Below are 21470 nucleotides of genomic sequence, written 5' to 3'. Positions count from 1 at the left end.
AGGACGGGAATACGAGAGCCCATGCCAAGCGCCCCCGGCGGTCCGCGCCTTCTGCTGCGCCGCCTCCGCGAGATCATGGCGGAGCCGGTGGGCGCGCAGGACCGCCTCGACAAGATCGTCGTCCTCATCGCCGCGAACATGGTGGCCGAAGTCTGCTCCGTCTACGTGATGCGCGGCGACGGCATGCTGGAGCTTTTTGCGACCGAGGGCCTCAACCGCGAAGCCGTCCACCGGACCACCATGCGCTCCGGCGAGGGCCTCGTCGGCCTGATTGCCGCGACGGCCGAGCCCCTCGCCCTGTCGGATGCGCAGAGCCACCCGGCCTTCTCCTACAAGCCCGAGACCGGGGAGGAGATCTACCACGCCTTCCTGGGCGTGCCGCTGCTGCGCGCCGGCAATACCCTCGGCGTCCTGGTGGTCCAGAACCGCACCCACCGGATCTATGCCGAGGAGGAGATCGAGGCGCTCCAGACCACCGCCATGGTCCTTGCCGAGATGATCGCCGCCGGCGAGCTTCAGGCCCTGGCGCCGGTGGAGACCGGCATTGCCCTGCGCCGCCCGGTCTATCAGAAGGGCATCGCCCTCGCGGACGGCGTCGGCCTCGGCCACGTGGTGCCCCATGAGCCGCGCGTGGTGGTCAAGAACCTGATCGCCGAGAACGTCGAGGCCGAATTGCAGCGCCTCGAGGATGCCATCGCCGATGTACGCAACACGATCGATGAGCTGATCGAGCGCGGCGACGTGGCCCATCACGGGGAGCACCGGGAGGTTCTCGAGACCTTCCGCATGTTCGCCCACGATCAGGGCTGGCTCCGGCGCATGCGCGAAGCGGTCGCGTCGGGGCTGACTGCGGAGGCGGCCGTGGAGCGGGTACAGTCCGACAACCGCGCCCGCATGCAGCGTCAGACCGATCCCTATCTGCGCGAACGCCTCCACGACCTCGACGACCTCGCCAACCGGCTGCTGCACCGCCTCGTCGGGCGGGATCTGGTGGCGGAGCGGGGCTCGCTCCCCGACAATGCCATCATCGTCGCCCGTTCCATGGGGCCGGCGGCCCTGCTCGACTACGACCGCTCGCGCCTGCGCGGCCTCGTGCTCGAGGAGGGCGGCCCGACGAGTCATATCGCCATCGTCGCGCGGGCCCTCGGAATCCCGGCCGTGGGCGAGGTGGCCAACGCCACATCCCTGACGGAGCAGGGAGACGCCATCATCGTCGACGGAGCAGCGGGCGAGGTCCAGATCCGCCCCTCTTCGGATGTCGAGGCGGCCTACGCGGAAAAGGCACGCCTGCGCGCCCGCCGGCAGGAGCAGTATCTCAAGCTGCGCGACGTGCCCGCCGTCACCAAGGACGGGGTCCCCATCACCCTTCAGCTCAATGCCGGCCTCCTGGTCGACCTGCCGCATCTGGCGGAGACCGGAGCCGAGGGCGTCGGCCTGTTCCGCACAGAGCTGCAATTCATGATCGCCGAGCGCATGCCGACCGCGACCGAGCAGCAATCCCTCTACAGCGCCGTCGTGGCGGAGGTGGGCGACCTGCCGGTGACCTTCCGGACCCTCGATATCGGCGGCGACAAGATCCTTCCGTACATGAACGCCATCGAGGAAGAGAATCCGGCTCTCGGATGGCGCGCCATCCGGATCGGGCTCGACCGGCCCGGCCTCCTGAGGATGCAGATCCGCGCCCTCCTGAAGGCGGCCGGCGGCCACGCCCTGAAGATCATGTTCCCGATGGTGGCGACCTGCGACGAGTTCATCCGGGCAAAGGATCTCGTCGAGCGCGAGAAGGCCCATCTGTCGCGCCATGGCTATACCCTGCCCAGTGACCTGAAGCTCGGCGCCATGCTGGAGGTGCCCTCCCTCCTCTTCCAGCTCAGGGAGATCTGCGCGGTCGCCGATTTCCTGTCCATCGGCTCGAACGACCTGATGCAGTTCTTGTTCGCCAGCGACCGGGAGAACCGCCGCGTGGCCGACCGCTTCGACCCCCTGAGCCCGCCCATGCTGCGGGCGCTCAAGATGGTGGTGGACGAGGCGGCCATGACGGACTGCGAGCTCACCGTCTGCGGCGAGATCGGCGGGCGGCCGCTCGAGGCCATGGCCCTCATTGGCCTGGGCTATCGCTCCCTGTCCATGTCGCCCGCGGCCATCGGCCCCGTGAAGGCCATGCTGCTCGCACTCGACGCCGGGTCCGTCGGCGCTTTCCTGCGCGAGGAGCTGGAGCGGGACGGGAGCGGCGATACGCTGCGCCCCGGGCTCGCCCAATTCGCCGAAAGCCATGGTATTCCGATCTGATGTCGATCGCCCCGCCCTCTGACCGCCTGGACGCCATCCTCGCCCGCTACGACATCGTGACGGCGACGCTCAATGCGGCGTCCGATTCCGAGACGATCGTGGCCCTCTCGCGCGAGCTGTCCGAGCTCGACGATGTGGTTGCGGCCATCAAGGCCTACCGCCTGATGAAGGAGAACCTCGACGGGCTCCAGGCCATGATGGAGGATGCCGATCCCGAGATGCGCAGCCTCGCGAGCGAAGAGCTGCCCCGCGCCCGGGAGGATCTGGAACAGGCCGCGCAGAACCTGCGCCTCATGCTTCTGCCCAGGGACGAGGCCGACGAGAAGAGCGCCATCCTCGAGATCCGCGCCGGCACCGGCGGCGACGAGGCGGCCCTCTTCGCCGGCGACCTGCTGCGCATGTACACCCGCTATGCCGATCTGAAGGGCTGGAAGGTCGAGATCGTCTCCGAGAGCGAGGGCACGGCGGGGGGCTACAAGGAGGTCGTGGCCGAGGTGAAGGGGCGCGGCGTCTTCGCCCGCCTCAAGTTCGAGAGCGGGGTCCACCGGGTCCAGCGCGTGCCGGACACGGAAACGCAGGGCCGCATCCATACCTCCGCCGCCACGGTGGCCGTGCTGCCCGAGGCCGAGGACGTGGACATCGCCATCAACGACGCCGACCTGAAGATCGACACCATGCGGGCTCAGGGAGCCGGCGGCCAGCACGTGAACAAGACCGAATCGGCGATCCGCATCACCCATATCCCCACGGGCACCATCGTCTTCGTGCAGGACGAGCGCTCCCAGCACAAGAACCGCGCCCGCGCCATGGCTCTGCTGAGGGCCCGCCTTTACGACGCCGAGCGCACAGCGAAGGATGCGGCCCGGGCCGCGGACCGCAAATCCCAGGTCGGCTCCGGGGACCGTTCCGAGCGGATCCGCACCTACAATTTCCCGCAGGGCCGGGTGACCGACCATCGCATCAACCTGACCCTCTATAAGCTGGAGGAAGTCCTCAGCGGCAATGCCCTCGACGAGTTGATCGACGCCCTTGTCACGGAGCATCAGGCGGCGCAGCTTGCGGCACAGGACGAGGCCGCCTGAACGAGAGGCCGAGCCTCATCGACCGCTGGCCGGGCCTTCCACGGCGCGTGCTGGCCCCCGGGCCGCGATGGGTTGAGAAGGACGGAAGCCCGTGACCATGAGCGACGATCCCTCTGCCAGGCTTGAGCCGCCCCCAGGGATGGCATTCCAGGCCGGCGTGACGCGCGCGGAGGCGCTCGCCGCCGTGCGGAAGACTCTCGCCGGAGCCGGGTTCGAGACCCCGTCCCTCGATGCCCGCCTGCTGCTGCTCGACGCGCTCGAGATTGCCCCGGCGGAACTGATCATGCGGCCCGACGAAGTCCTGACGCCGGCCCAGGCCGAAACCCTCAACGCCTTTGCCGTACGGCGTCTGGCCCACGAACCGGTGGCACGGATCCTCGGCGTGCGGGAATTCTGGGGGCTGCCCTTCCGGCTCTCCCCCGAAACACTTGTTCCACGGCCCGATACGGAGACCCTGGTCGAGACAGCGCTTTCCCTGATCCCGGAACGCGATGCGGCCCTGCGGATCGTCGATTTCGGAACCGGATCGGGTGCCATCCTGACCGCCCTTCTCCACGAGTTGCCCCAGGCGGAAGGGATCGGGATCGATCTCTCCGAGGAGGCTGCCCGGACGGCGCGGGACAATGCCTGGGCCAACGGCGTCGGCCGTCGTGCACTCTTCGCCGTAGGGCACTGGGCGCAGGCTCTGGACGGGCGCTTCGATCTGGTAGTCTCGAATCCCCCCTATATCCCCTCCCCCGTCGTCGCGACCCTGGATCCGGAGGTACGGGACTACGACCCGGGCCTGGCTCTGGACGGCGGGGCGGACGGCCTCGATCCCTACCGCGTGCTGCTCGCGGAAGCGGAGCGGCTGCTGGCGCCGGGCGGACTCATGGTGCTGGAGATCGGATATGATCAGGCCGATGCGGTGGGCGGTTTGGCCGCGGCGGAAGGCCTTGAAATGGTGCGGCTGGCGTACGATCTCTCGGACAAGCCACGCTGCATCGCCCTGAAACGGACATGATCCCATGACAGGACGTTTATCGTTCCCACAGGGGATAAAGGCTGAAATATCGCTTGTTGGACCGGGCGGAACCCGCTAGATTTGGGTTCAGAGATCGTCCTCGGTCGACACAAATCGGTGGAACCCAGTCACGGGTACATGCCGGAGACCAAACGATATCAATCGCGCAGGCAGGGGCAATTTGAACAGCCACGCGTGATCACTTGAACCCGACACTGAAGGATGGCCAAGGCTTTGAAAGCTATGGCTTAACGACAGACGGTTGCCACGCGAACGGTGGGCGATAAGCCCGTTCGGTGAACATTGGCTTGCATCGCGTGGGCTTGAAGAACCAGCGAGGGTCGTAGACCAGAATGAGACCAGGACAGAACAGGCGTATGCGCGGTCGTAACCGCAACGGCAACAAGGGGCCCAATCCCCTGACCCGGAGCTACGAATCGAACGGCCCGGACGTGAAGATCCGTGGCACCGCGCAGCATATCGCCGAGAAATACAGCCAGTTGGCGCGCGATGCGACGGCAAGCGGCGACCCGGTGGCGGCCGAGAATTATTTCCAGCATGCGGAGCACTATTTCCGCATCATCGCGGCCGCGCAGGAACAGCTGCGGGAGCAATATGGCTATCAGCAGCGCCCCTTCGACGAAGAGGGCGACGACGAGGGCTTCTCGCCGAGCGACCGCCAGCCCTATGGCAATGGCGAGGACATGGATCCCGGCTCCCAGCCGCAGCCATTCGAGGCCCGTGGCGAAGGCGAGCGGGAGCGCCCCTCCCGGTTCGACCGGGGCGAGCGCCAGGATCGTGACCGTCAGGACCGTGATCGCCAGGATCGCGGCGACCGTCAGGAGCGTGGTGAGCGTCCGGAGCGTGGCGAACGGCGCGAGCGCTTCCAGCGCGACCGCAGCCCCCGGCAGGAATTCTCCCGTGACGACCAGCCCCGGCTCGAGTTCGACCGCAGCGAGCGGACCGAGCGTCAGGACCGGAATGAGCGCCCCGAACGCAGCGAGCGCCAGGAGCGCAATGGACGCGCACCCTTCCGCCGCGATCGTCAGCGCGACGAGGCCGAGACCCAGGATGCGGGGGGCCTTCCGGCCTTCCTGACCAATCCGGTCCGCTCCCCCGTCGTCGAGGAGCCGGTGGAGACGGCGACAGCCGTCCCCGCCCCTCAGGAGGCGGCAGCTGACGAGGAGCGCCCCCGCCGCCGGACGCGGCGCCCGCGCCGCAGCGCGGGGGAGGAAGCCGGATCCGAGAATGCCGCAGGCTTTGAGGGCGCCGAGACCCCCGCCGCCGAGTAAGCCTCAGGCACAGCACGAGACATGAAAGGGAGGGCCTGGCTCTCCCTTTTTTCATGGCCAATCTGTCTATGACCTCATGGCGGCATCGTCCTTGCGGCCAAAGCCGCCCCCGGATGCCGCCCCGGAGGGTCCGGCGCGTCCTTCCTGACCATAGGGGCATTTGATCCCGGCGCCCTCCCATGGAATCTTTCCCTGGAGCGGCTTCAGCGACCTGGGACCTGCCATGACGGATGCGAGCGACAATCCCGAACGGAATGCCCCCGGTTCGAGCGGCCTGCTCGATTGCGACGTCGTCATGGCCGGCGGCGTCACGAGCGGCATCATCTATCCCGGTGCCATTGCGGCAATCGCCCGTCGCTACTCATTCCATTCCATCGGCGGAACCTCGGTCGGCGCCATCGCCGCCGCCGTGACTGCGGCGGCGGAATACGGCCGGCGCTCGGGAGCGAATCCAGGGGCCTTCGCACAGCTCGGAGCGATGCCGAAGAGCCTTGGCGACATTGCCGGGGACGGTCATTCGCGCCTGTTTCACCTGTTCACGCCGGAGCCGTCGACCAAGCCCCTCCTCGCCCTCGTAACGCCCCTGTTCGGAGGCGGCGGCCTCCTGAGGCAGGCGTTCCGCCTCCTCAAGGCGAGCCTGTCTGCCTGGCAGGTGACGGTGCCCGTGACCGTGGCGGCGGCAGCGGGCCTTGCGGCAACGGTCGCGCTGGCCTCCGACGGCCATCCTTTCCTGTCCGTCGTCGGCCTCGTCACGGCCGTGGCCCTGGTCCTCTCGGTCTGGCTGGCCATGCTGGCGGTCGTTCTCGCACGTCGCTGGCTGCCGGCATGGCGCGCGAACGGCTACGGGATCTGCACCGGGAATTGCTCCCCTTCCGAGGGCGTCGCCACCGGGGACGGCGCTCTCCAGGGGCTCACGCCGTGGATGAACCGCGTCGTTCAGGCGGCGGCCGGTCGCGCCGAAAGCGGTCCGCCCCTCACATTCGGCGACCTTTGGACGGCCGGGCAGGAGGCACGACCGGATCCGGCGATGCCGCGTGCGATCGATCTGGCGATGATCGCGAGCGACATCAGCCGCCATCGCATCGTGCAGCTCCCCTTTATCGAGACACCGTCGCCGATCTATGTCGAGGTTGCGGTCCTCGCGCGGTACTTTCCGGCGTCGATCGTCTCCTGGATGAAGGACCGGGCCGGGGCATACGACGAGCGGGTGGAAGCGCGCGACGGGGTGATTCGCCTCCCGAGGCCTCAGGACCTTCCCATTGTCTTCGGCGCCCGTCTTTCCCTGAGCTTTCCCGTGCTGCTGTCGGCCGTGCCGCTCATGACCCCGGACTTCGCAAGGGCCAGGGAAGCAGGCGGACGGGTTCCCCTGCGCCATGTGTGGCTCTCGGATGGCGGTCTCACATCGAACTTTCCGATCCATTTCTTCGACAGCCCGATTCCGTCCCGCCCGACCTTTTGCTTCAATCTCGTCGCCTTCGATGCGGAAGCTCCCAACGTCGAGATGCCGGATGGCGGCACCAATCACGAGAATGCGCCTCCGGACGGGAATGAGCTCGAGGCCGACAAGCCGATCGCGCGACCGAGGGCCTCCGCCCGTACGGCCGCCAACCGGCCCAAAAAATCACCGGGGGTCGCTGACGGCGACCCCGCACCCGGCGATGCCGTCTGGGGGTTCGTTTCGATGGCGAAGGGGAACCGCGTTTCGCCCGTTCCCTTCACGGCGTTCGATACGGCCCCGGGGGCGGGCGTCGTCTCTTTCTTCCAGACCCTCCTGAACACGGCGAGGTTCTGGAGCGACAATCAGATGCTCATTGCACCGGGCGTCCGCGACCGGGTCGTCAGCATCGCCCTCCGGGAGGACGAGGGCGGCCTGAACCTCGACATGAGTCCCGACGTCATCGCCGATCTCGACCGGAGGGGCCGCGCCGCCGGGCTGTTGATCTCCGCCCGTTTCGACCCCGCGGCCCGGCAGGATCCCGAGACAGGTGCGGTCAACGAGGAGATCTTCGCCAACCACCGCTGGGTCCGGTTCCGCAACTTCATGGCCGCATTCGAGGATCTCTCACGCCGGTTCGCGCGGTCGCGCCGCCTGTCGGACAAGGCTGCCGCGCATAGAGGCGAGTCCCTTCTCGACGAAATGATCGCAGGCCGCGGAAAGGAAAAGCTCGGCTACCCGGCACCGCGGGCGGCCCAGGCGTATTTTCAAACCGCAACGGACGATTTCGAAGGGCTTGCGCTCAAGATGGCGGCGGCGACACGTGCCGATCCCAACGCGACATTCGACAGGCCGCGCTTCTCCGACACCGAACCGGGGCAAAGGCGAGCCGGCGCCGCGCCACGTCCCAAGATGCGGGCGCGGCTGCGTCCCCTCGTCGGCAACGATCCCCGCGAGGAGATCGCGGACCTCCCCGATCCCGGCGAGGCATGAGGCCGGCGTTCCGGATCCTACAGCGCCAGAGTTGCCTGCTCCGGCATCAGGCTGTCGCCCTCGGCGACCGTTCCGTCCGACAGGACTTCGGCATAGATGCCGCAATCGAAATGGCCATAGGCCTGCATGAGGCTCTTGGGGATCTGCAGGTCGCGGATTCCGGTCGCCGGATCCACGTTGGTGGCGGCGCAGCGCTCGATGCGCTTCGTCACCTTCAGCCGCGCGCCCGTGCTCGTCGTCAGCACCTGTCCGACGAGATCGAACTCGGCCCAAGGGGCGAGGCCCTCCAGATGGAGATTGCCACGGAAGCGCAGAGGATCGACGGTCGCGCCGATCTCCGCCTCGAGAGCCCGGACGCTGGCGAGATTGATGAGGGAGACGAAGCCGCTCCGGGAATCGGTGAAGCGGAAGCCCGAAGGTGACGTGAGAACCTTCGGCGGTCCCCGCAGGTCGGCCGCCATGAAGCGTCGGAAGAATGCCTCGATGGCAAGCCTGCCCTCGCGGGTCGAGAGATCGCCCCGCGCCACTTCGCGCCCGCCCTCCTCGATGAAGAGGGTCGTGATCGTGTCGAGATAGCGGGTCCGGAGTCGCGCAAGCTTCTCGTTGCGCATCAGCATCAGGAACTTGATCTTCGGCTGATGCTGCGGATTGGCAGCATCGAAACCGGCGGGGCCGTTCTCGATGGCATAGAGCCTGTCACCGGGAAAATAGCCGCCCTTCCTCAGGGCGGCGGAGGTGAGCCGCTCGGGAGAGAGACCCTTGACGGGATAGCGCTGGAGGGAGGCAATACGGATGCTCATGCCTCCTCGATAGCCGCGCCCCGGAGAGGCGGCAAGGGCCTGTCGGATCCCGTCCCGTCACGCGGCGAGCTGGGACGGAATCTTGCCGGCGACATAGCGATATTCCTGCGTCAGCCCACCAAACCCGTAGGCATCGGCCGAAACCTCGTCGACCAGGACATAGCTCTCCTCATGGAGATCACCGAGGACGCGGCCCATCAGCGCGAAGACCTCGGCGAGATAGGCAGCCTTTTCGTCCTTGGTGTTGGTGCCGTCCACCACCTTGATGTCGAGCCAGAAACTCGCCTTGCCGAGTTCTGCAAGACTCTGGCCGGCGACGATCCAGTCCTCGGGCGAGACGTAGTCGATGGCGACGGCCGTCACCTTCGGGTTCTTGCGCAGGATGCGGGCTGTCACGGCGATCAGTTCTTCGGCGAGGGTACGCGAGAGGGTGGCGGAGCGGTTCGCGGAGACTTTCAGGTTCAGGATCGGCATCGGGTTTCTCCTTCTTGATGATGCCGAAGGTAGCCCTGCCTCATATTTTTGAAAAATTGATTTATCAGCAACATTAATTGATTTAAATTAAATCATGCCACGCGAACGCCACCTCGATATCGCTGTCCTTCGGGCTTTCCTGCTGATCGCGGAGGGGCGGAGCTTCTCCGAAGCCGCGGACCGGCTGGGCCGTTCGCCGTCCGCCATCAGCCTCCAGATCCAGCGGCTCGAATCCGAGATCGGAGCGCCCGTCTTTCGCCGCAACAACCGTGAGGTGGCGCTCACCCTGGCAGGGGAGCGGCTCCTCGGCTTCGCCCGCCGAATCCTGAGCGCCAACGACGAGGCCGTCTCCGCCTTTCCATCGGACGCGGCGCGAAAGGCGCCCCTCCGCTTCGGGACGACGCAGGACATCGCCGAAGCGGTTCTGCCGGCAGTGCTGGCCCGGTTTGCCCAGGAGCATCCGGACGTGGAGCTGACCCTCCAGGTGGACCGTTCCGCGATCCTGATCGATGCCGTTCAGAACGGGACCATCGACATGGCATTGGCGCTGAGGCGGGACCATCCCCTGAACCGGGGCCCGCTCACGGAGATGCCGATGATCTGGATCGGCCGGGAGGAGACGAGTCTTATCGAAAGCGATGCCGTTCCGCTGGTGATGTTCGAGCCGCCCTGCACCTTCCGATCGGCGGCCATCGACGGTCTCACCTCCGTGGGGCGAGCCCATCGCGTGGTCTTCACCAGCCCGAGCCTGTCGGGATTGCGGATGGCGGCGGAGGCCGGGCTCGGCCTCACCGTGCGAACACGGCACCTCCTCTCGCCGCGTCTCGACGATGTCGGCATAAGGCTGGGGCTGCCGCCGCTCCCGAACGCCACCTTTTCCCTCTATGTGGGCGACGCCGGCGGCCCATGGTCGGCACGGGACGACTTGGTGAAGCTCTGCCGCCGCGCCTTCCAGGTGTAGGACACCCCGCAGAAAGAAAAGCCCCGCCGAAGGCGGGGCCAATCTCATCCACGGGCGCAAGCGTCACGAGGCATCGCCCGACCGGCCGCCGGCGCTGCGGCCCATCTGGGTGTTGAAATCGGCCTGGCGGGATCGGGCCTCGCCGGCCGGACTCTGGTGCATGCCGTCATGTGTGGTGCGATGCGGCGGGATATGTGTGCCGGAATCGGCTTCCTGCTTCATGCGCAGGGCCTTTTCCGCATTGGCGCGCAGTTCCTCGCGCGCCTTGTCTGCCCGCCGCTTCTTGGGGCTGAGCCGGGATAGGGCTTTGGTGACCTTGGACAGGACCATCATCTACTCCTTGGCGCGCGAAAGCACGTCCTCATCGTTGTCGGTTCTTGGGTTCCCGGATTTCTGAGACTCGGAATCCTCTGGCCAGACCGGCACCCGGCCGCTGGAGGGGATCGTACCGGTGCCGGTGGAATCGCCGTCGTCCAGCTCCGGATCGATGCCGCCGGCCTCCATGCCCTCCCGGGCTGTCCGGTCCTGGGATTTCTGGGTCGTATCGCCGAAGGTCCGAGGCGTCACGGACGGCTCACGCTCCATCGGGCTTTCGGGAACGGCCATGCCGAGCTCGGTGTTGCGGGCCAGATCGGCGCGGGCCTTTTCGGCATCGGAGCGCGGATCGCGTATCATGCTCACCTCCTCGAAACATTGCTCGAAACTTTGCTCGGTTCCTTGCTCGAATCCTGGAGGGACAATGCGAGCCCGGCACGGCGGTTCCCCCTCTTGTTGTGACCGATCCGCCACACCAGATTAGTCTGAGCGGATGCTTCAGACGGAAGGTCCGACATCGAAAGGACCTGCCCGGGCCGCTCACTGGACGGACAGGATCCAGGAGGGGTGACAGATGAATTTCGAAAAATACACCGAGCGCGCGCGCGGCTTCGTGCAGGCGGCCCAGAACCTCGCCATGCGTGAAGGCCATCCGCAGCTGGCTCCCGGCCACGTGCTCAAGGTTCTGCTCGACGATCCCGAGGGCCTGTGCGCGGGCCTGATCGACCAAGCCGGCGGACGCTCGCGCGAGGCCCATGCCGCCGTCGAGCAATGGCTTGCCAAGCAGCCGAAGGTCTCCGGTTCCGCGTCACAGCCGCAGGCGACGCGGGAACTGATGCGCTTTTTCGACAATGCCGAGAAGACGGCCGAAAAGGCAGGCGATTCCTACGTCACCGTGGAACGCATGCTCCTGGCCCTCGCGCTCGAGAAGGATACCGAAGCCGGGCGTATTCTCGCCCAGGCAGGCGTGACGGCGCAGGCGCTCAACGCCGCCATCAATGCCCTGCGCAAGGGTCGTACGGCCGACAATGCAACCGCGGAAAACGCGTATGATGCGCTGAAAAAATATGCCCGTGATCTCACGGAAGCGGCCCGCGAGGGCAAGCTCGATCCGGTGATCGGCCGCGACGAGGAAATCCGTCGCACGATCCAGGTGCTGTCGCGGCGGACCAAGAACAATCCCGTCCTCATCGGCGAGCCTGGCGTCGGCAAGACCGCGATCGTCGAAGGGCTGGCGTTGCGCATTGTCAATGGCGACGTGCCGGAATCCCTCAGGGACAAGCAATTGCTCGCCCTCGACATGGGCGCGCTCATCGCCGGTGCGAAATATCGCGGTGAATTCGAGGAGCGCCTGAAGGCAGTGCTTACCGAAGTCACGGCGGCGGAAGGCGGCATCATCCTGTTCATCGACGAGATGCACACCCTCGTCGGAGCGGGCAAGGCCGACGGCGCCATGGATGCGTCGAACCTCCTCAAGCCTGCACTTGCCCGCGGCGAGCTCCACTGCGTCGGCGCGACCACCCTCGACGAATACCGCAAGCATGTGGAGAAGGATGCGGCCCTCGCCCGCCGGTTCCAGCCCGTCTTCGTCAACGAGCCCACTGTCGAGGACACGGTGTCGATCCTGCGCGGCCTGAAGGAGAAGTACGAGCAGCATCACCGCGTGCGCATCACCGATTCGGCGCTCGTCGCCGCAGCGACTCTCTCGAACCGCTACATCACCGACCGTTTCCTGCCGGACAAGGCCATAGACCTCGTCGACGAGGCTTCGTCGCGCCTGCGCATGCAGGTGGATTCGAAGCCCGAGGAGCTCGACAACATCGACCGTGAGATCGTGCGGCTGAAGATCGAGCAGGAGGCACTCAAGAAGGAGACGGATGCCGCCTCGAAGGATCGCCTCGCACGGCTCGAAAAGGAGCTCGCGGACCTGGAGGAGCAGTCGGCCGCGATCACCGCGCGCTGGAAGTCGGAGAAGGACAAGCTCGGTCACGCAGCGGAACTGAAGAAGCGTCTCGACGAGGCGCGCACGCAGCTCGCCAATGCACAGCGCGCGGGCGACTGGGCGAAGGCGGGCGAACTCTCCTACGGCATCATCCCGAGCCTCGAGAAGGAGCTCTCCGAGACCGAGGCGAAGGGCGATGGCGCCGGCATGATGGAAGAGGCGGTGACACCTGACCACGTGGCCCAGGTGGTGTCGCGCTGGACCGGAGTGCCTGTCGACAAGATGCTCGAAGGCGAGCGTGAGAAGCTGCTTCACATGGAGCAGGAATTGGCGAAGCGCGTCATCGGCCAGCGCGAGGCGGTGGAGGCGGTCTCGACCGCGGTGCGCCGCGCCAGGGCCGGTCTGCAGGATCCCAACCGGCCGATGGGCTCGTTCATGTTCCTCGGCCCGACAGGCGTCGGCAAGACCGAATTGACCAAGGCCCTCGCCGGCTTCCTGTTCGACGACGACACCGCGCTGGTCCGCCTCGACATGTCGGAATACATGGAGAAGCACTCGGTCGCCCGTCTCATCGGCGCACCTCCCGGCTATGTCGGCTACGAGGAGGGCGGCGCGCTGACCGAAGCCGTCCGCCGCCGGCCATATCAGGTGGTGCTGTTCGACGAGATCGAGAAGGCGCATCCGGACGTGTTCAACGTGCTGCTGCAGGTGCTCGACGACGGCCGTCTCACCGACGGACAGGGCCGGACAGTGGACTTCCGCAACACGCTGATCATCATGACCTCGAATCTCGGCTCCGAATATCTCGTCGGCCAGTCCGAGGGCGAGGATACGGATGCGGTGCGCGGCGAGGTGATGGCCGTGGTGCGTTCGCATTTCCGGCCCGAGTTCCTCAATCGCGTGGACGAGATCATCCTGTTCCACCGGCTGAAGCGGTCCGAGATGGGCGCCATCGTCGACATCCAGATGGGTCGCCTGCAGAAGCTCCTGGAGGATCGCAAGATCACGCTCACCCTCGAGCCCGAGGCTCGGGAATGGCTCGCCGACAAGGGCTACGACCCGGCCTATGGCGCACGGCCCTTGAAGCGCGTGATCCAGAAGAACGTGCAGGATCCGCTCGCGGAACTGATTCTCTCTGGCGAAATCCACGACGGCGAGAATGTGGTCGTGCGCGCGGGCCCGTCCGGCCTGATGATCGGTGATGTGCCGGTCGGCAAGGCCGCGGAGAGAGCACCGGAAGGTGTACGCCTGAACTGAGCTCCACCTTTGCCTGATCCGACATGGCCGCACATCCTGCGGCCATGTTCTTGCCTTTGAGGACCGACATGGCCGCACATGCTGCGGCCATGTTTTTTTGAGATCGTCTCCAAGCTGTGCAAGTCGGCCTTCTCCGCAGGAGGGAGGGCACGACCCGAAGGACCACGCAACGCGGGGAGCCACACTCCCACCAGCTCGACGGGAGGTGCGCAGCGGAGATCGCAGCTCCTCTATCTGCAGCGCGGGGGCATCGATCCACCAGCGCGCCGAAACAAAGCGACCTTGCGAACGTTCGCCCTCTCACATGACCCACAGGAGAACGCAATGTCCCGACGCCTCGTCATCGCCGGCCTTGCCGCTGCCTTCAGCCTCCCCGCCCTCGCCCAGCAGAATCAGGCCATCCCGTCCCCGGTCACGCCGCAACCTGCGGAGACGCAGACCAATCAGGGACTCGGCCAGAATGCGCAACAGCGCGAGCAGAGGGTCCGGCAGGGTGGCGCGCCGCAGGATACGCGGACACAAAACCGTCAGGGCCAAGCCGGTGGTCCCGCCCAGATGGGGCAGCAGCGATCGCAGGCCGATGAACAATACGTCCAGCAGATCCTCGCCGCCGGCACCGTCTCGCTCCAGACGTCGAATTTCGCTATCTCGAAAGCGCAGGATCCGCGCGTCAAACAATTCGCGAATTTCGAAGTGGCGGAGCAGAACATCCTGTCGGAGGTCATGAAGTCCATGGCCGATCCGGCCGCCACCTCCTCCACCGGCGCAGGCGCGCAGCAGGCAGCCTCGACAGCTCCGGAACTGCCGCCAGGCGATGCCGCTACAATGGAGCGCATGTCCAAGGCCCAGGCCGGCGCGGCCTTCGACAAGGACTATGTGGCCGCACAGCTGAAAGGGCATCAGGAAATGCTGGCCATCCAGGAGCGCTATCTCAAGAGCAACGGCGGCAATCGCGAGCTGGCGAATGTGGCCAAGTTGGCAAGCGGCCAGATCAAGGAGCACATCGCCCTTCTCCAGGACATGCAGAAGGAACTTGGCCGCTGATCCCCTATACGCTCAGCGTTTTGCTGCGTGCTGGGCCGGAACCCGCTTTCCCGGCGGGACGTTGGCCCACTGAGAAGCGGGCATCCGGCCCGCCGTAATGCGAAGAGGAGCTTTCCATGGCGCAGGACAAGCGCGGCCGCCCCCCCGAACCCGACGTGGATGAGGTTCTCAACGAAGTACAGGCGGATGAAGGCGGTCAGGACTTCGTCGCGGGGCCGACCCAGCGCAACGAGGTCGGCAACACCAAGCGCGCGGCAGCCAAGGCAACCGGCATCATGGGCGCCACAAAGAAGGTCGACCCGGAGCTCGATATCGCCCATGTCGACGACGGCCGGGTGAAAAGCGGCTCCAATGCCGGCATCCGGCCTTTCAAGGATGTCCCTCCGGAGCGGGGCGCGGACGATGTGACCGTCGCGCGCTCGAACGCCGAAATCGCCGAAAGCGTGCCGACCACCGCGATCAAGAGCCCGGCCACAGCCCCGGCACGCATGGAGGATGCGACCGGCTTCGCCGCGGAGCGCCCTCCGGGAATCAGCCCGGATTCCGGCCGCCAGCGGGTCCCCGCCCCCGGCAACGCGGTCACGGCTCCAAAGGGCACCTTCGTGCGTGGCCATTCGACCGCGACGCAGGCGGGCGGACGCTCACAGTCGTCCACCGGAGACGAAAAGCCGCCGAAGCGCTCCGCCCGGGGCGGCGGCCCGCAGGCGAAGCGGCCCCTGTCCAAGGGCGGCAGCGAGGAGCGTTGACGGGGATCTTGCCCAAGCTCCGGGCCTGACCAGGAAGTCGAGGGCGGCAGACCCCGGATTTCCGCGCCGTTCAGAGGCGCTTCCACGCATCCGCATGGGCGAGATGCGGGACCGCTCTGTACCTTCTCCTTTCCCCTGGGGCTTTCCCCTAGGGAATGTGAGGTGATACGTCTTCGATGCGCCCGGCGCGGAATCCCTGCCGCGCCGTGGCTGAAACCATCATCGAAGGGAGAGGAACCCCCTATGGACAGAAGAACGGTGCTCAAGGGTGCAGGCCTGGCCGCCGCGGCCGGCGTCGCGTCGCCAGCCATTGCGCAGACCCAGCCGGAACTCCGCTGGCGCATGGCCTCGAGCTATCCGAAGAGCCTCGACACCCTCTATGGCGCCGGCGCGCAGATCGCCAAGCGCGTCGCGGAGGCCACCGACAACAAGTTCCAGATCCAGCCCTTCGCCGCCGGCGAGCTCGTCAGCGGCCTGCAGGTGCTCGACAATGTGCAGAACGGCACCATCGAGTGTGGCTATACCCTGTCGAGTTTCTATATCGGCAAGGATCCGACATTCCAGTTCGAGACCTCCATGCCGTGGGGCATGAATGTGCGCCACCATAACGCGTGGATGATGTATGGCGGCGGCCTTCAACTCGTGCGCGAATTCATGAAGGATTACAACGTCATGCCGTTCCCCGGGGGCCAGACCGGCGCCCAGATGGGCGGCTGGTTCCGCAGCGAGATCAAGTCCGCGCAGGATCTGAGCGGCCTGAAGATGCGCATCGCCGGCATGGGCGGCCAGATCATGTCCCGACTCGGCGTCGTACCGCAGGTGCTCGCCGCGGGGGATATCTATCCGGCTCTCGAGCGCGGCACCCTCGACGCCGTGGAATTCTCCGGTCCCTACGACGACGAGAAGCTCGGTTTCGTAAAGGTCGCCAAATACTACTATTATCCCGGTTTCTGGGAAGGGTCGGCCCAGCCGTCGTTCTACGTCAATCTGGACAAGTGGAACGCGCTGCCGGCGTCCTACAAGGCGATTGTCGAAGCGGCCTGCGCGGAAGCGAATGCCCAATGCGTCATGAAATACGATGCCGAGAACGCCGAGGCCGTCCGACGCCTGGTCTCACAGGGCGCGCAGCTCCGCGCCTTTCCCAAGGACATTCTCGATGCGAGCTACAAGGAAGCGTACAAGTATTACAACGAGATCGCGGCCTCCAATCCGAAGTTCAAGAAATTCTACGATTCCTGGAATGCCTTCCGCGAGAAGGAATACACTTGGTTCCGCATCGCAGAGCTGCCTTTCGATTATTACGTCTACAGTCAGCAGGGCCAGCCGCGTTAAGGAAGTGTCCTGACGATCGAGGGATCGGATCGAGCGCTCGGGCGTTGTCTTCCAGAAACTGGCGGACATCGCCCGAGCAGGAGATCGTTCATGAAGGACAAGCCTCATAACCGAGAGTCGCAGCACAACAAGAGCGACACCAAGGATAGGAAGCTGCCCGAGAACTCGAAGAAAAGCCTCGACCGCAAGCTCGACGAGGGCGTGGAGGAAAGCTTTCCCGCCAGCGACCCGGTCTCGGTCAAGATCACGAAATAAGTGGTCTTTGCAAAGCCTCAGGCCGTACGCCTGGGGCTTTGTCACGTCCAGAGCAGTTGCGCCGCGACGGGATCGTGGGGTTCATAAAGACCTTGCTGCCGCATTTTTGGACAGTGGACCGTTTCCCGCTTCGCCGGAATCGCTCTAGTTCCTGCTGGCGACGGCGACTCCGAGAGCGGCGAAGCCCATGCCCAGGATCTGGACGAAGCTCAAGGTTTCACCGAACAGAACGAACGCCATCAGAGCGGCGACCGGCGGCACGAGATAGAGCAGCGTCGCAACCCCGACGACGGCTCCATGCCGGATGAGATAAAGCAGCAGGCCGATGGCGCCGATGGACAGACCCAGGACCGCCCAGGTCAGAGCCCCGAGCAGCGGCAGCGTCCAGTCCATCCGGCCCTGTTCCGTGAGAAGGACCATCGGCACCGTGACGAGGGCGGCGCCCATATATTGGATGGCGGCATTGACACGCAGATCCACATGAGAGCCGGTGCGCTTCTGCCAGATCGTCCCACAGGTGATCGAGACCATGGCGAAAAGCCCCACGACGAGGGCCGCGGGCGGCACACCGCCCTCCCCGAGCTTCGGCAGGATCACAAGCGCTGCGCCGAGAAAGCCCAGGGCGATGCCGAGCCAACGTCGCGGCGAGACGCGCTCGCCGAGAAGCGGTCTCGACAGGAGAGCGGTCGCAAGGGGCTGCAGACCGGCGATGAGGGCCATGATTCCTGCCGGGAGCCCATCCTTCACGGCCCAGAAGACGCCGCCGAGATAGAACCCGTGCAGAAGGACCCCGGCGATCAGGCTGTTCGTCCATTCCCGCCCCGTGCGTGGCCAGGGAGCCCGCGCGACGCCGATGATGACGCCGAGCACCACGAGAGCGAGCAGATAGCGCACCAGCAGGAAGGTCAGCGGTTCCGCGTAGGGTGCGATGATGCGCGCGACGATGAAACCCGTCGCCCAGATCACGACGAACAGGGGCGGCGCGACACGCGCCAGGACAGTATCAGATGGCATGGGACAAATATCGAAAGGACTTGGGAGGGCGGACGCCTCCGCTTCACGGGAGGGCCTCGTCGGGGCGGGCATCCTAGAGCATTTCTTGGTGAAGTGGATCCTGGTCGCCGTCAAAAAATACGGCCAGCGAAGATGAGAACCGTTTCCCTGCCGGGGAGACAGATCCGGAGGCAAGCTCGCCGGAAGTCAGGTTCGCCTCCTGCCATATCCCGGCCCGGCCCGGAAAAGATGGGCTATCGATTCCAGGGCAAAGCATTCTAAGTTCCCTGTCTTGTCTCGCATCGGTCGGGGAAGTTTGTTGAGCCGCCTGCGTCTGTACCTCGAGGTCGTCACGATCACCTTCAATCGCTTCGTCCTTCACGATGCATGGGCGATCGCGAGCCATATCGCCCTGTCCGTCCTGACCTCGATGTTCCCGTTCCTCATCCTGCTCACGGCCCTCGCGGGCCTGTTCGGGACGGGCACCCTTGCCGACGAAGCGGCCAACATCATCCTGGAGGCGTGGCCGCGCGAGATCGCGGAGCCGATCGCCGGCGAGATCCACCGGATTCTCACCGGGAGACGCAGCGATGTCCTGACGCTCGGCCTCGTCCTGGCGCTCTACTTCGCTTCAAGCGGGGTCGAGAGCCTGCGTGTCGGCCTCAACCGCGCCTATGGCGTGCGGGAAACGCGGCAATGGTGGCTCACGCGCCTCGAATCGCTGGCCTTCGTCATGGGCGGAGCACTGGTGATGCTGGCGCTCGCTCTCCTCGTCGTGCTCGGCCCCTTCGTCTGGCGCGGACTGCTCTACTGGGTCCCGGCCCTCGCACCCTTGGACAATCTGATCGGGTTCGTCCGCATCGGAACCGCGACCCTGATCATCGTCGCCGGCCTCGTGGTCGCGCATAAGTTCATCCCTGCCGGGCGGCGCCCGTTCGTTGCCGTCCTGCCCGGCGTCTGCGTCACGCTCCTGCTCTGGCTCTTCGGCGGTCTCGGCTTCGGGTGGTATCTCGAATATTACCCTGGCGCCTACGCCTCGACATATGGAGGTCTCTCGACGGCCATGGTGGCGCTTATTTTTCTCTACACGCTTGGCGCCATCTTCCTGTTCGGGGGCGAGCTCAACGGGACCATCATCGCGGCGAAGCGTGGACGCCTGCACGATGTGCACGGCTATGATCAGGTCGAGGATGTCGTGACGCTGCCCTGAGGCGGCCTCCCGTAGAATGGCTGCCGGGCCGGGGCCTGGCAGCCGGGTTATCCTCGAGCGATGTCATCCGACGATGCGATACTTGATGAAGCCCTCGGGCGCATCGCCCATCTTCTCGACCTTGATCCCGGCAGGCTGGTAGGCCGCCGCATTCGGCCCAGTGGTGAAGACAACGGTTGCGTTCCCGGAAGGCGTCACCAGGGACCACGATCCATCGGCCCTGGGTGACACCTCCTTGCGCTCGACGATGTAGCGCATGATGGCATCGCGCGTGAGATCCGGAGCTTCGAGCACGATCGTGGTGCCGTCATTACCCGGGAAATTGCCGCCGCCACCGGCGCGATAATTGTTCGTCGCAACGATGAAGACCTGATCGTCGGCGACGGGCCTGCCGTTATAGGTCAGATCCTTGATGCGATGCGCATTCGGGTCGACGACCTTGCCGTTGTTGTCGTAGCGCGAGGCTTCGGTCGGATCGATCTGGTACTGCACGCCGGCGATCACATCGAAGTTATAGGCCGGGAAGGTGGCATTGATCAGGTCCTGCTCGCCGCTCTTCGACGGATCGATCCGGTTGTAGATGCCGGCCGAGCGCTCCAGCCACTCTCGCACTTGGGCGCCGGTCACTTTTACGGCGCGGATCGTATTCGGATAGATATAGATGTCCGCCATGTCCTTGATGGCCAGCGGTCCCGGCTTGATCTCCGTGTAGTAGTTCGGGCCACCGCGCCCGCCGGCCTTGAAGGGCGCGGCAGCGGAGAGAAGCGGCAGGTCCTTGTAGGACGTCGTCCTGAGCAGGTCCGCCACATACCAGGCCTGCGCGTCGGCGACGATCTTCACGGAGGCATCGTCGGCCACGAGCGAGTAGTAGGAATGAATCGGCACCGTGGTGGTGCCCACGGGCTCGCGGACATATTTCAGCGTCGCCTCGTGATCGGCCGTCACGGCAGCGGCGACGAGGGCATCCGTCTCCACCTTCGGCACGACCTTGCGATCGACGCGATCGTAGATCGGGCGCGCTTCGGTGCGGAAGTTTGCGACCTTCCAGGCATTGCCGTCCCTCGTGAGCTCGAGGTCGATCAGCCCGAGATGGCTGCCCCAGAACCCGGCCATGACGGCAGGCTTCCCGTGCAGGGTGCCGGCCTTCACGTCGACGCCGGGAATGCCGTTGAACTCCTTGCCGCCCGGGAACGTGAAATGCTGATGTCCGGTCAGGATCACATCGATGCCGTCGACCTTCGCGAGATGCAAGGCGGCGTTCTCCTCGCCGCCCTTGCGTTCGCCGCCGGCGATGCCCGAATGGCATAGTGCCACGACGATGTCGGCGCCCGCCTTCCTGATGTCAGGCACATGCCTGGTCGCTGCATCGACGATGTCGGTGGTGGTCGCCTTGCCGTCGAGATTGGCCTTGTCCCATTGCACGATCTGCGGCGGCACGAAGCCGATGACTCCGACCTTCAGCTTCTGCTTGGCGCCGGATTCGTCGGTGAACTCGCGGTCGAGAATGAGCCAGGGCTTCCGCAGCGTTTCGCCATCGGCCTTGATGACATTGGCGCAAACCAGCGGGAATTTCGCCTCGCCGAGTGAATTCTCCAGGAACTCGAGCCCATAGTTGAATTCATGATTGCCGAGGGTGCCGCAGTCGTAGTTCAGGGTATTCATGGCGGCCACCATCGGGTGGACGTCGCCCTTCTTCATCCCGCGCCGGTAGGCGACATAGTCGCCGAGGGGAGAGCCCTGGATCAGGTCGCCATTGTCGAACAGCAGGCTGTTCCTGGCTTCGGTCCGCGCCGCCTTGACCAGGGTCGCCGTCCGCGTCAGCCCGACCGTGTCGTCCGCCGCGTCACGGTAGTAATCGTAAGGCATGATGTTCACGTGGAGATCGGTGGTCTCCAGGATCCGCAGCTTCAGCACCGGCTCGGCACTGAAAACGGCCTTCGGGAGCGCGCTGACGGCTGCCGCAGCGACACCGGTCTGCAGGACGCGCCGGCGGGTGATCGGGGACGAGGTCATGACTGTTTCTCTCGGAAAATAACTTCCCTCGGAT

Annotated in this window: 18 protein-coding genes; 12 read left to right on the top strand and 6 right to left on the bottom strand. The window is 65.7% G+C overall.

Annotated features, from left to right (window positions below; genetic code table 11):
• Nucleotides 1-21 precede the first annotated feature (21 nt).
• The 5 genes from ptsP to AC522E_RS00420 all read left to right on the top strand — a co-directional run bounded on the left by ptsP (nt 22) and on the right by AC522E_RS00420 (nt 8094).
• Nucleotides 22-2289 carry a phosphoenolpyruvate--protein phosphotransferase gene (ptsP, locus tag AC522E_RS00440; protein WP_500748454.1) on the top strand — a complete coding sequence of 756 codons (2268 nt, stop codon included), beginning with the start codon at nt 22-24 and terminating at the stop codon, nt 2287-2289.
• The gene (prfA, locus tag AC522E_RS00435; RefSeq protein WP_500748453.1) at nt 2289-3371 is read left to right on the top strand and encodes a peptide chain release factor 1; all 1083 of its coding nucleotides are present in this window, start codon (nt 2289-2291) and stop codon (nt 3369-3371) included. The genes ptsP and prfA overlap by 1 nt, the downstream gene beginning before the upstream one ends.
• 97 nt (nt 3372-3468) lie before the next feature.
• Nucleotides 3469-4374, top strand: coding sequence for a peptide chain release factor N(5)-glutamine methyltransferase (gene prmC, locus AC522E_RS00430; RefSeq protein ID WP_500748452.1), 906 nt, complete (start codon nt 3469-3471; stop codon nt 4372-4374).
• Between the two features lie 377 nt (nt 4375-4751).
• The gene (locus tag AC522E_RS00425) at nt 4752-5666 is read left to right on the top strand and encodes a DUF4167 domain-containing protein (RefSeq protein ID WP_500748451.1); all 915 of its coding nucleotides are present in this window, start codon (nt 4752-4754) and stop codon (nt 5664-5666) included.
• A 223-nt stretch (nt 5667-5889) separates the two neighbouring features.
• A complete protein-coding gene (locus AC522E_RS00420; RefSeq protein WP_500748450.1) occupies nt 5890-8094 on the top strand; it encodes a hypothetical protein in 2205 nt (734 codons plus the stop codon).
• Between the two features lie 17 nt (nt 8095-8111).
• Here the strand turns inward: AC522E_RS00420 and AC522E_RS00415 are convergent, their stop codons facing one another.
• Together AC522E_RS00415 and AC522E_RS00410 are read right to left on the bottom strand one after the other, a co-directional pair.
• On the bottom strand, nt 8112-8894 hold the full coding sequence (locus AC522E_RS00415; protein ID WP_500748449.1) for an MOSC domain-containing protein: 783 nt from the start codon (nt 8892-8894) through the stop codon (nt 8112-8114).
• A 57-nt stretch (nt 8895-8951) separates the two neighbouring features.
• Nucleotides 8952-9368, bottom strand: a complete 417-nt coding sequence (locus AC522E_RS00410) for a tautomerase family protein (protein WP_500748448.1) — start codon at nt 9366-9368, stop codon at nt 8952-8954.
• 94 nt (nt 9369-9462) lie between these two features.
• Here AC522E_RS00410 and AC522E_RS00405 point away from each other — a divergent pair, with 94 nt between their 5' ends.
• Nucleotides 9463-10329 (top strand): LysR substrate-binding domain-containing protein, encoded by an 867-nt coding sequence (locus tag AC522E_RS00405; protein WP_500748447.1) that lies wholly within the window; start codon nt 9463-9465, stop codon nt 10327-10329.
• A 63-nt stretch (nt 10330-10392) separates the two neighbouring features.
• On the opposite strand, the gene AC522E_RS00400 is transcribed toward AC522E_RS00405, so the two are convergent.
• Entirely contained in the window at nt 10393-10662 is a 270-nt protein-coding gene (locus AC522E_RS00400; RefSeq protein ID WP_500748446.1) for a hypothetical protein, read from the bottom strand.
• Nucleotides 10663-11004 (bottom strand): hypothetical protein, encoded by a 342-nt coding sequence (locus AC522E_RS00395; RefSeq protein ID WP_500748445.1) that lies wholly within the window; start codon nt 11002-11004, stop codon nt 10663-10665.
• A gap of 214 nt (nt 11005-11218) precedes the next feature.
• Between AC522E_RS00395 and clpB the strand changes: the two genes are divergently transcribed.
• From clpB to AC522E_RS00370, 5 genes are all read left to right on the top strand, one after another.
• Nucleotides 11219-13843: an ATP-dependent chaperone ClpB gene (clpB, locus tag AC522E_RS00390; protein WP_500748444.1), complete on the top strand. Its 2625-nt coding sequence runs from the start codon at nt 11219-11221 to the stop codon at nt 13841-13843.
• 324 nt (nt 13844-14167) lie between these two features.
• A complete protein-coding gene (locus tag AC522E_RS00385; RefSeq protein ID WP_500748443.1) occupies nt 14168-14887 on the top strand; it encodes a DUF4142 domain-containing protein in 720 nt (239 codons plus the stop codon).
• A 116-nt stretch (nt 14888-15003) separates the two neighbouring features.
• Nucleotides 15004-15633, top strand: a complete 630-nt coding sequence (locus tag AC522E_RS00380) for a hypothetical protein (protein WP_500748442.1) — start codon at nt 15004-15006, stop codon at nt 15631-15633.
• A 243-nt stretch (nt 15634-15876) separates the two neighbouring features.
• Nucleotides 15877-16965 (top strand): TRAP transporter substrate-binding protein, encoded by a 1089-nt coding sequence (locus AC522E_RS00375; protein ID WP_500748441.1) that lies wholly within the window; start codon nt 15877-15879, stop codon nt 16963-16965.
• A gap of 90 nt (nt 16966-17055) precedes the next feature.
• On the top strand, nt 17056-17220 hold the full coding sequence (locus tag AC522E_RS00370; protein WP_500748440.1) for a hypothetical protein: 165 nt from the start codon (nt 17056-17058) through the stop codon (nt 17218-17220).
• Nucleotides 17221-17364: 144 nt separating this feature from the next.
• Here AC522E_RS00370 and AC522E_RS00365 read toward each other — a convergent pair whose 3' ends face one another.
• Nucleotides 17365-18234 carry a DMT family transporter gene (locus AC522E_RS00365; RefSeq protein WP_500748439.1) on the bottom strand — a complete coding sequence of 290 codons (870 nt, stop codon included), beginning with the start codon at nt 18232-18234 and terminating at the stop codon, nt 17365-17367.
• A 298-nt stretch (nt 18235-18532) separates the two neighbouring features.
• On the opposite strand from AC522E_RS00365, the gene AC522E_RS00360 reads away from it, so the two are divergent.
• The gene (locus AC522E_RS00360) at nt 18533-19423 is read left to right on the top strand and encodes a YihY/virulence factor BrkB family protein (RefSeq protein ID WP_500748438.1); all 891 of its coding nucleotides are present in this window, start codon (nt 18533-18535) and stop codon (nt 19421-19423) included.
• A gap of 63 nt (nt 19424-19486) precedes the next feature.
• Here AC522E_RS00360 and AC522E_RS00355 read toward each other — a convergent pair whose 3' ends face one another.
• Entirely contained in the window at nt 19487-21436 is a 1950-nt protein-coding gene (locus AC522E_RS00355) for a bifunctional 2',3'-cyclic-nucleotide 2'-phosphodiesterase/3'-nucleotidase (protein WP_500748437.1), read from the bottom strand.
• Between the last annotated feature and the right edge of the window lie 34 nt (nt 21437-21470).

The organism is Microvirga sp. BF8, from assembly GCF_059888585.1.
The sequence above is the reverse complement of the archived record's forward strand: the minus strand, read 5'-3'. Positions and strand labels throughout refer to the sequence as shown.

Bases quoted from the DNA above. Each gene is read 5' to 3' on its own strand.
- ptsP (WP_500748454.1), top strand. From the start codon at position 22: ATGCCAAGCGCCCCCGGCGGTCCGCGCCTTCTGCTGCGCCGCCTCCGC.
- prfA (WP_500748453.1), top strand. From the start codon at position 2,289: ATGTCGATCGCCCCGCCCTCTGACCGCCTGGACGCCATCCTCGCCCGC.
- prmC (WP_500748452.1), top strand. From the start codon at position 3,469: ATGAGCGACGATCCCTCTGCCAGGCTTGAGCCGCCCCCAGGGATGGCA.
- AC522E_RS00425 (WP_500748451.1), top strand. From the start codon at position 4,752: ATGCGCGGTCGTAACCGCAACGGCAACAAGGGGCCCAATCCCCTGACC.
- AC522E_RS00420 (WP_500748450.1), top strand. From the start codon at position 5,890: ATGACGGATGCGAGCGACAATCCCGAACGGAATGCCCCCGGTTCGAGC.
- AC522E_RS00415 (WP_500748449.1), bottom strand. From the start codon at position 8,894: ATGAGCATCCGTATTGCCTCCCTCCAGCGCTATCCCGTCAAGGGTCTC.
- AC522E_RS00410 (WP_500748448.1), bottom strand. From the start codon at position 9,368: ATGCCGATCCTGAACCTGAAAGTCTCCGCGAACCGCTCCGCCACCCTC.
- AC522E_RS00405 (WP_500748447.1), top strand. From the start codon at position 9,463: ATGCCACGCGAACGCCACCTCGATATCGCTGTCCTTCGGGCTTTCCTG.
- AC522E_RS00400 (WP_500748446.1), bottom strand. From the start codon at position 10,662: ATGATGGTCCTGTCCAAGGTCACCAAAGCCCTATCCCGGCTCAGCCCC.
- AC522E_RS00395 (WP_500748445.1), bottom strand. From the start codon at position 11,004: ATGATACGCGATCCGCGCTCCGATGCCGAAAAGGCCCGCGCCGATCTG.
- clpB (WP_500748444.1), top strand. From the start codon at position 11,219: ATGAATTTCGAAAAATACACCGAGCGCGCGCGCGGCTTCGTGCAGGCG.
- AC522E_RS00385 (WP_500748443.1), top strand. From the start codon at position 14,168: ATGTCCCGACGCCTCGTCATCGCCGGCCTTGCCGCTGCCTTCAGCCTC.
- AC522E_RS00380 (WP_500748442.1), top strand. From the start codon at position 15,004: ATGGCGCAGGACAAGCGCGGCCGCCCCCCCGAACCCGACGTGGATGAG.
- AC522E_RS00375 (WP_500748441.1), top strand. From the start codon at position 15,877: ATGGACAGAAGAACGGTGCTCAAGGGTGCAGGCCTGGCCGCCGCGGCC.
- AC522E_RS00370 (WP_500748440.1), top strand. From the start codon at position 17,056: ATGAAGGACAAGCCTCATAACCGAGAGTCGCAGCACAACAAGAGCGAC.
- AC522E_RS00365 (WP_500748439.1), bottom strand. From the start codon at position 18,234: ATGCCATCTGATACTGTCCTGGCGCGTGTCGCGCCGCCCCTGTTCGTC.
- AC522E_RS00355 (WP_500748437.1), bottom strand. From the start codon at position 21,436: ATGACCTCGTCCCCGATCACCCGCCGGCGCGTCCTGCAGACCGGTGTC.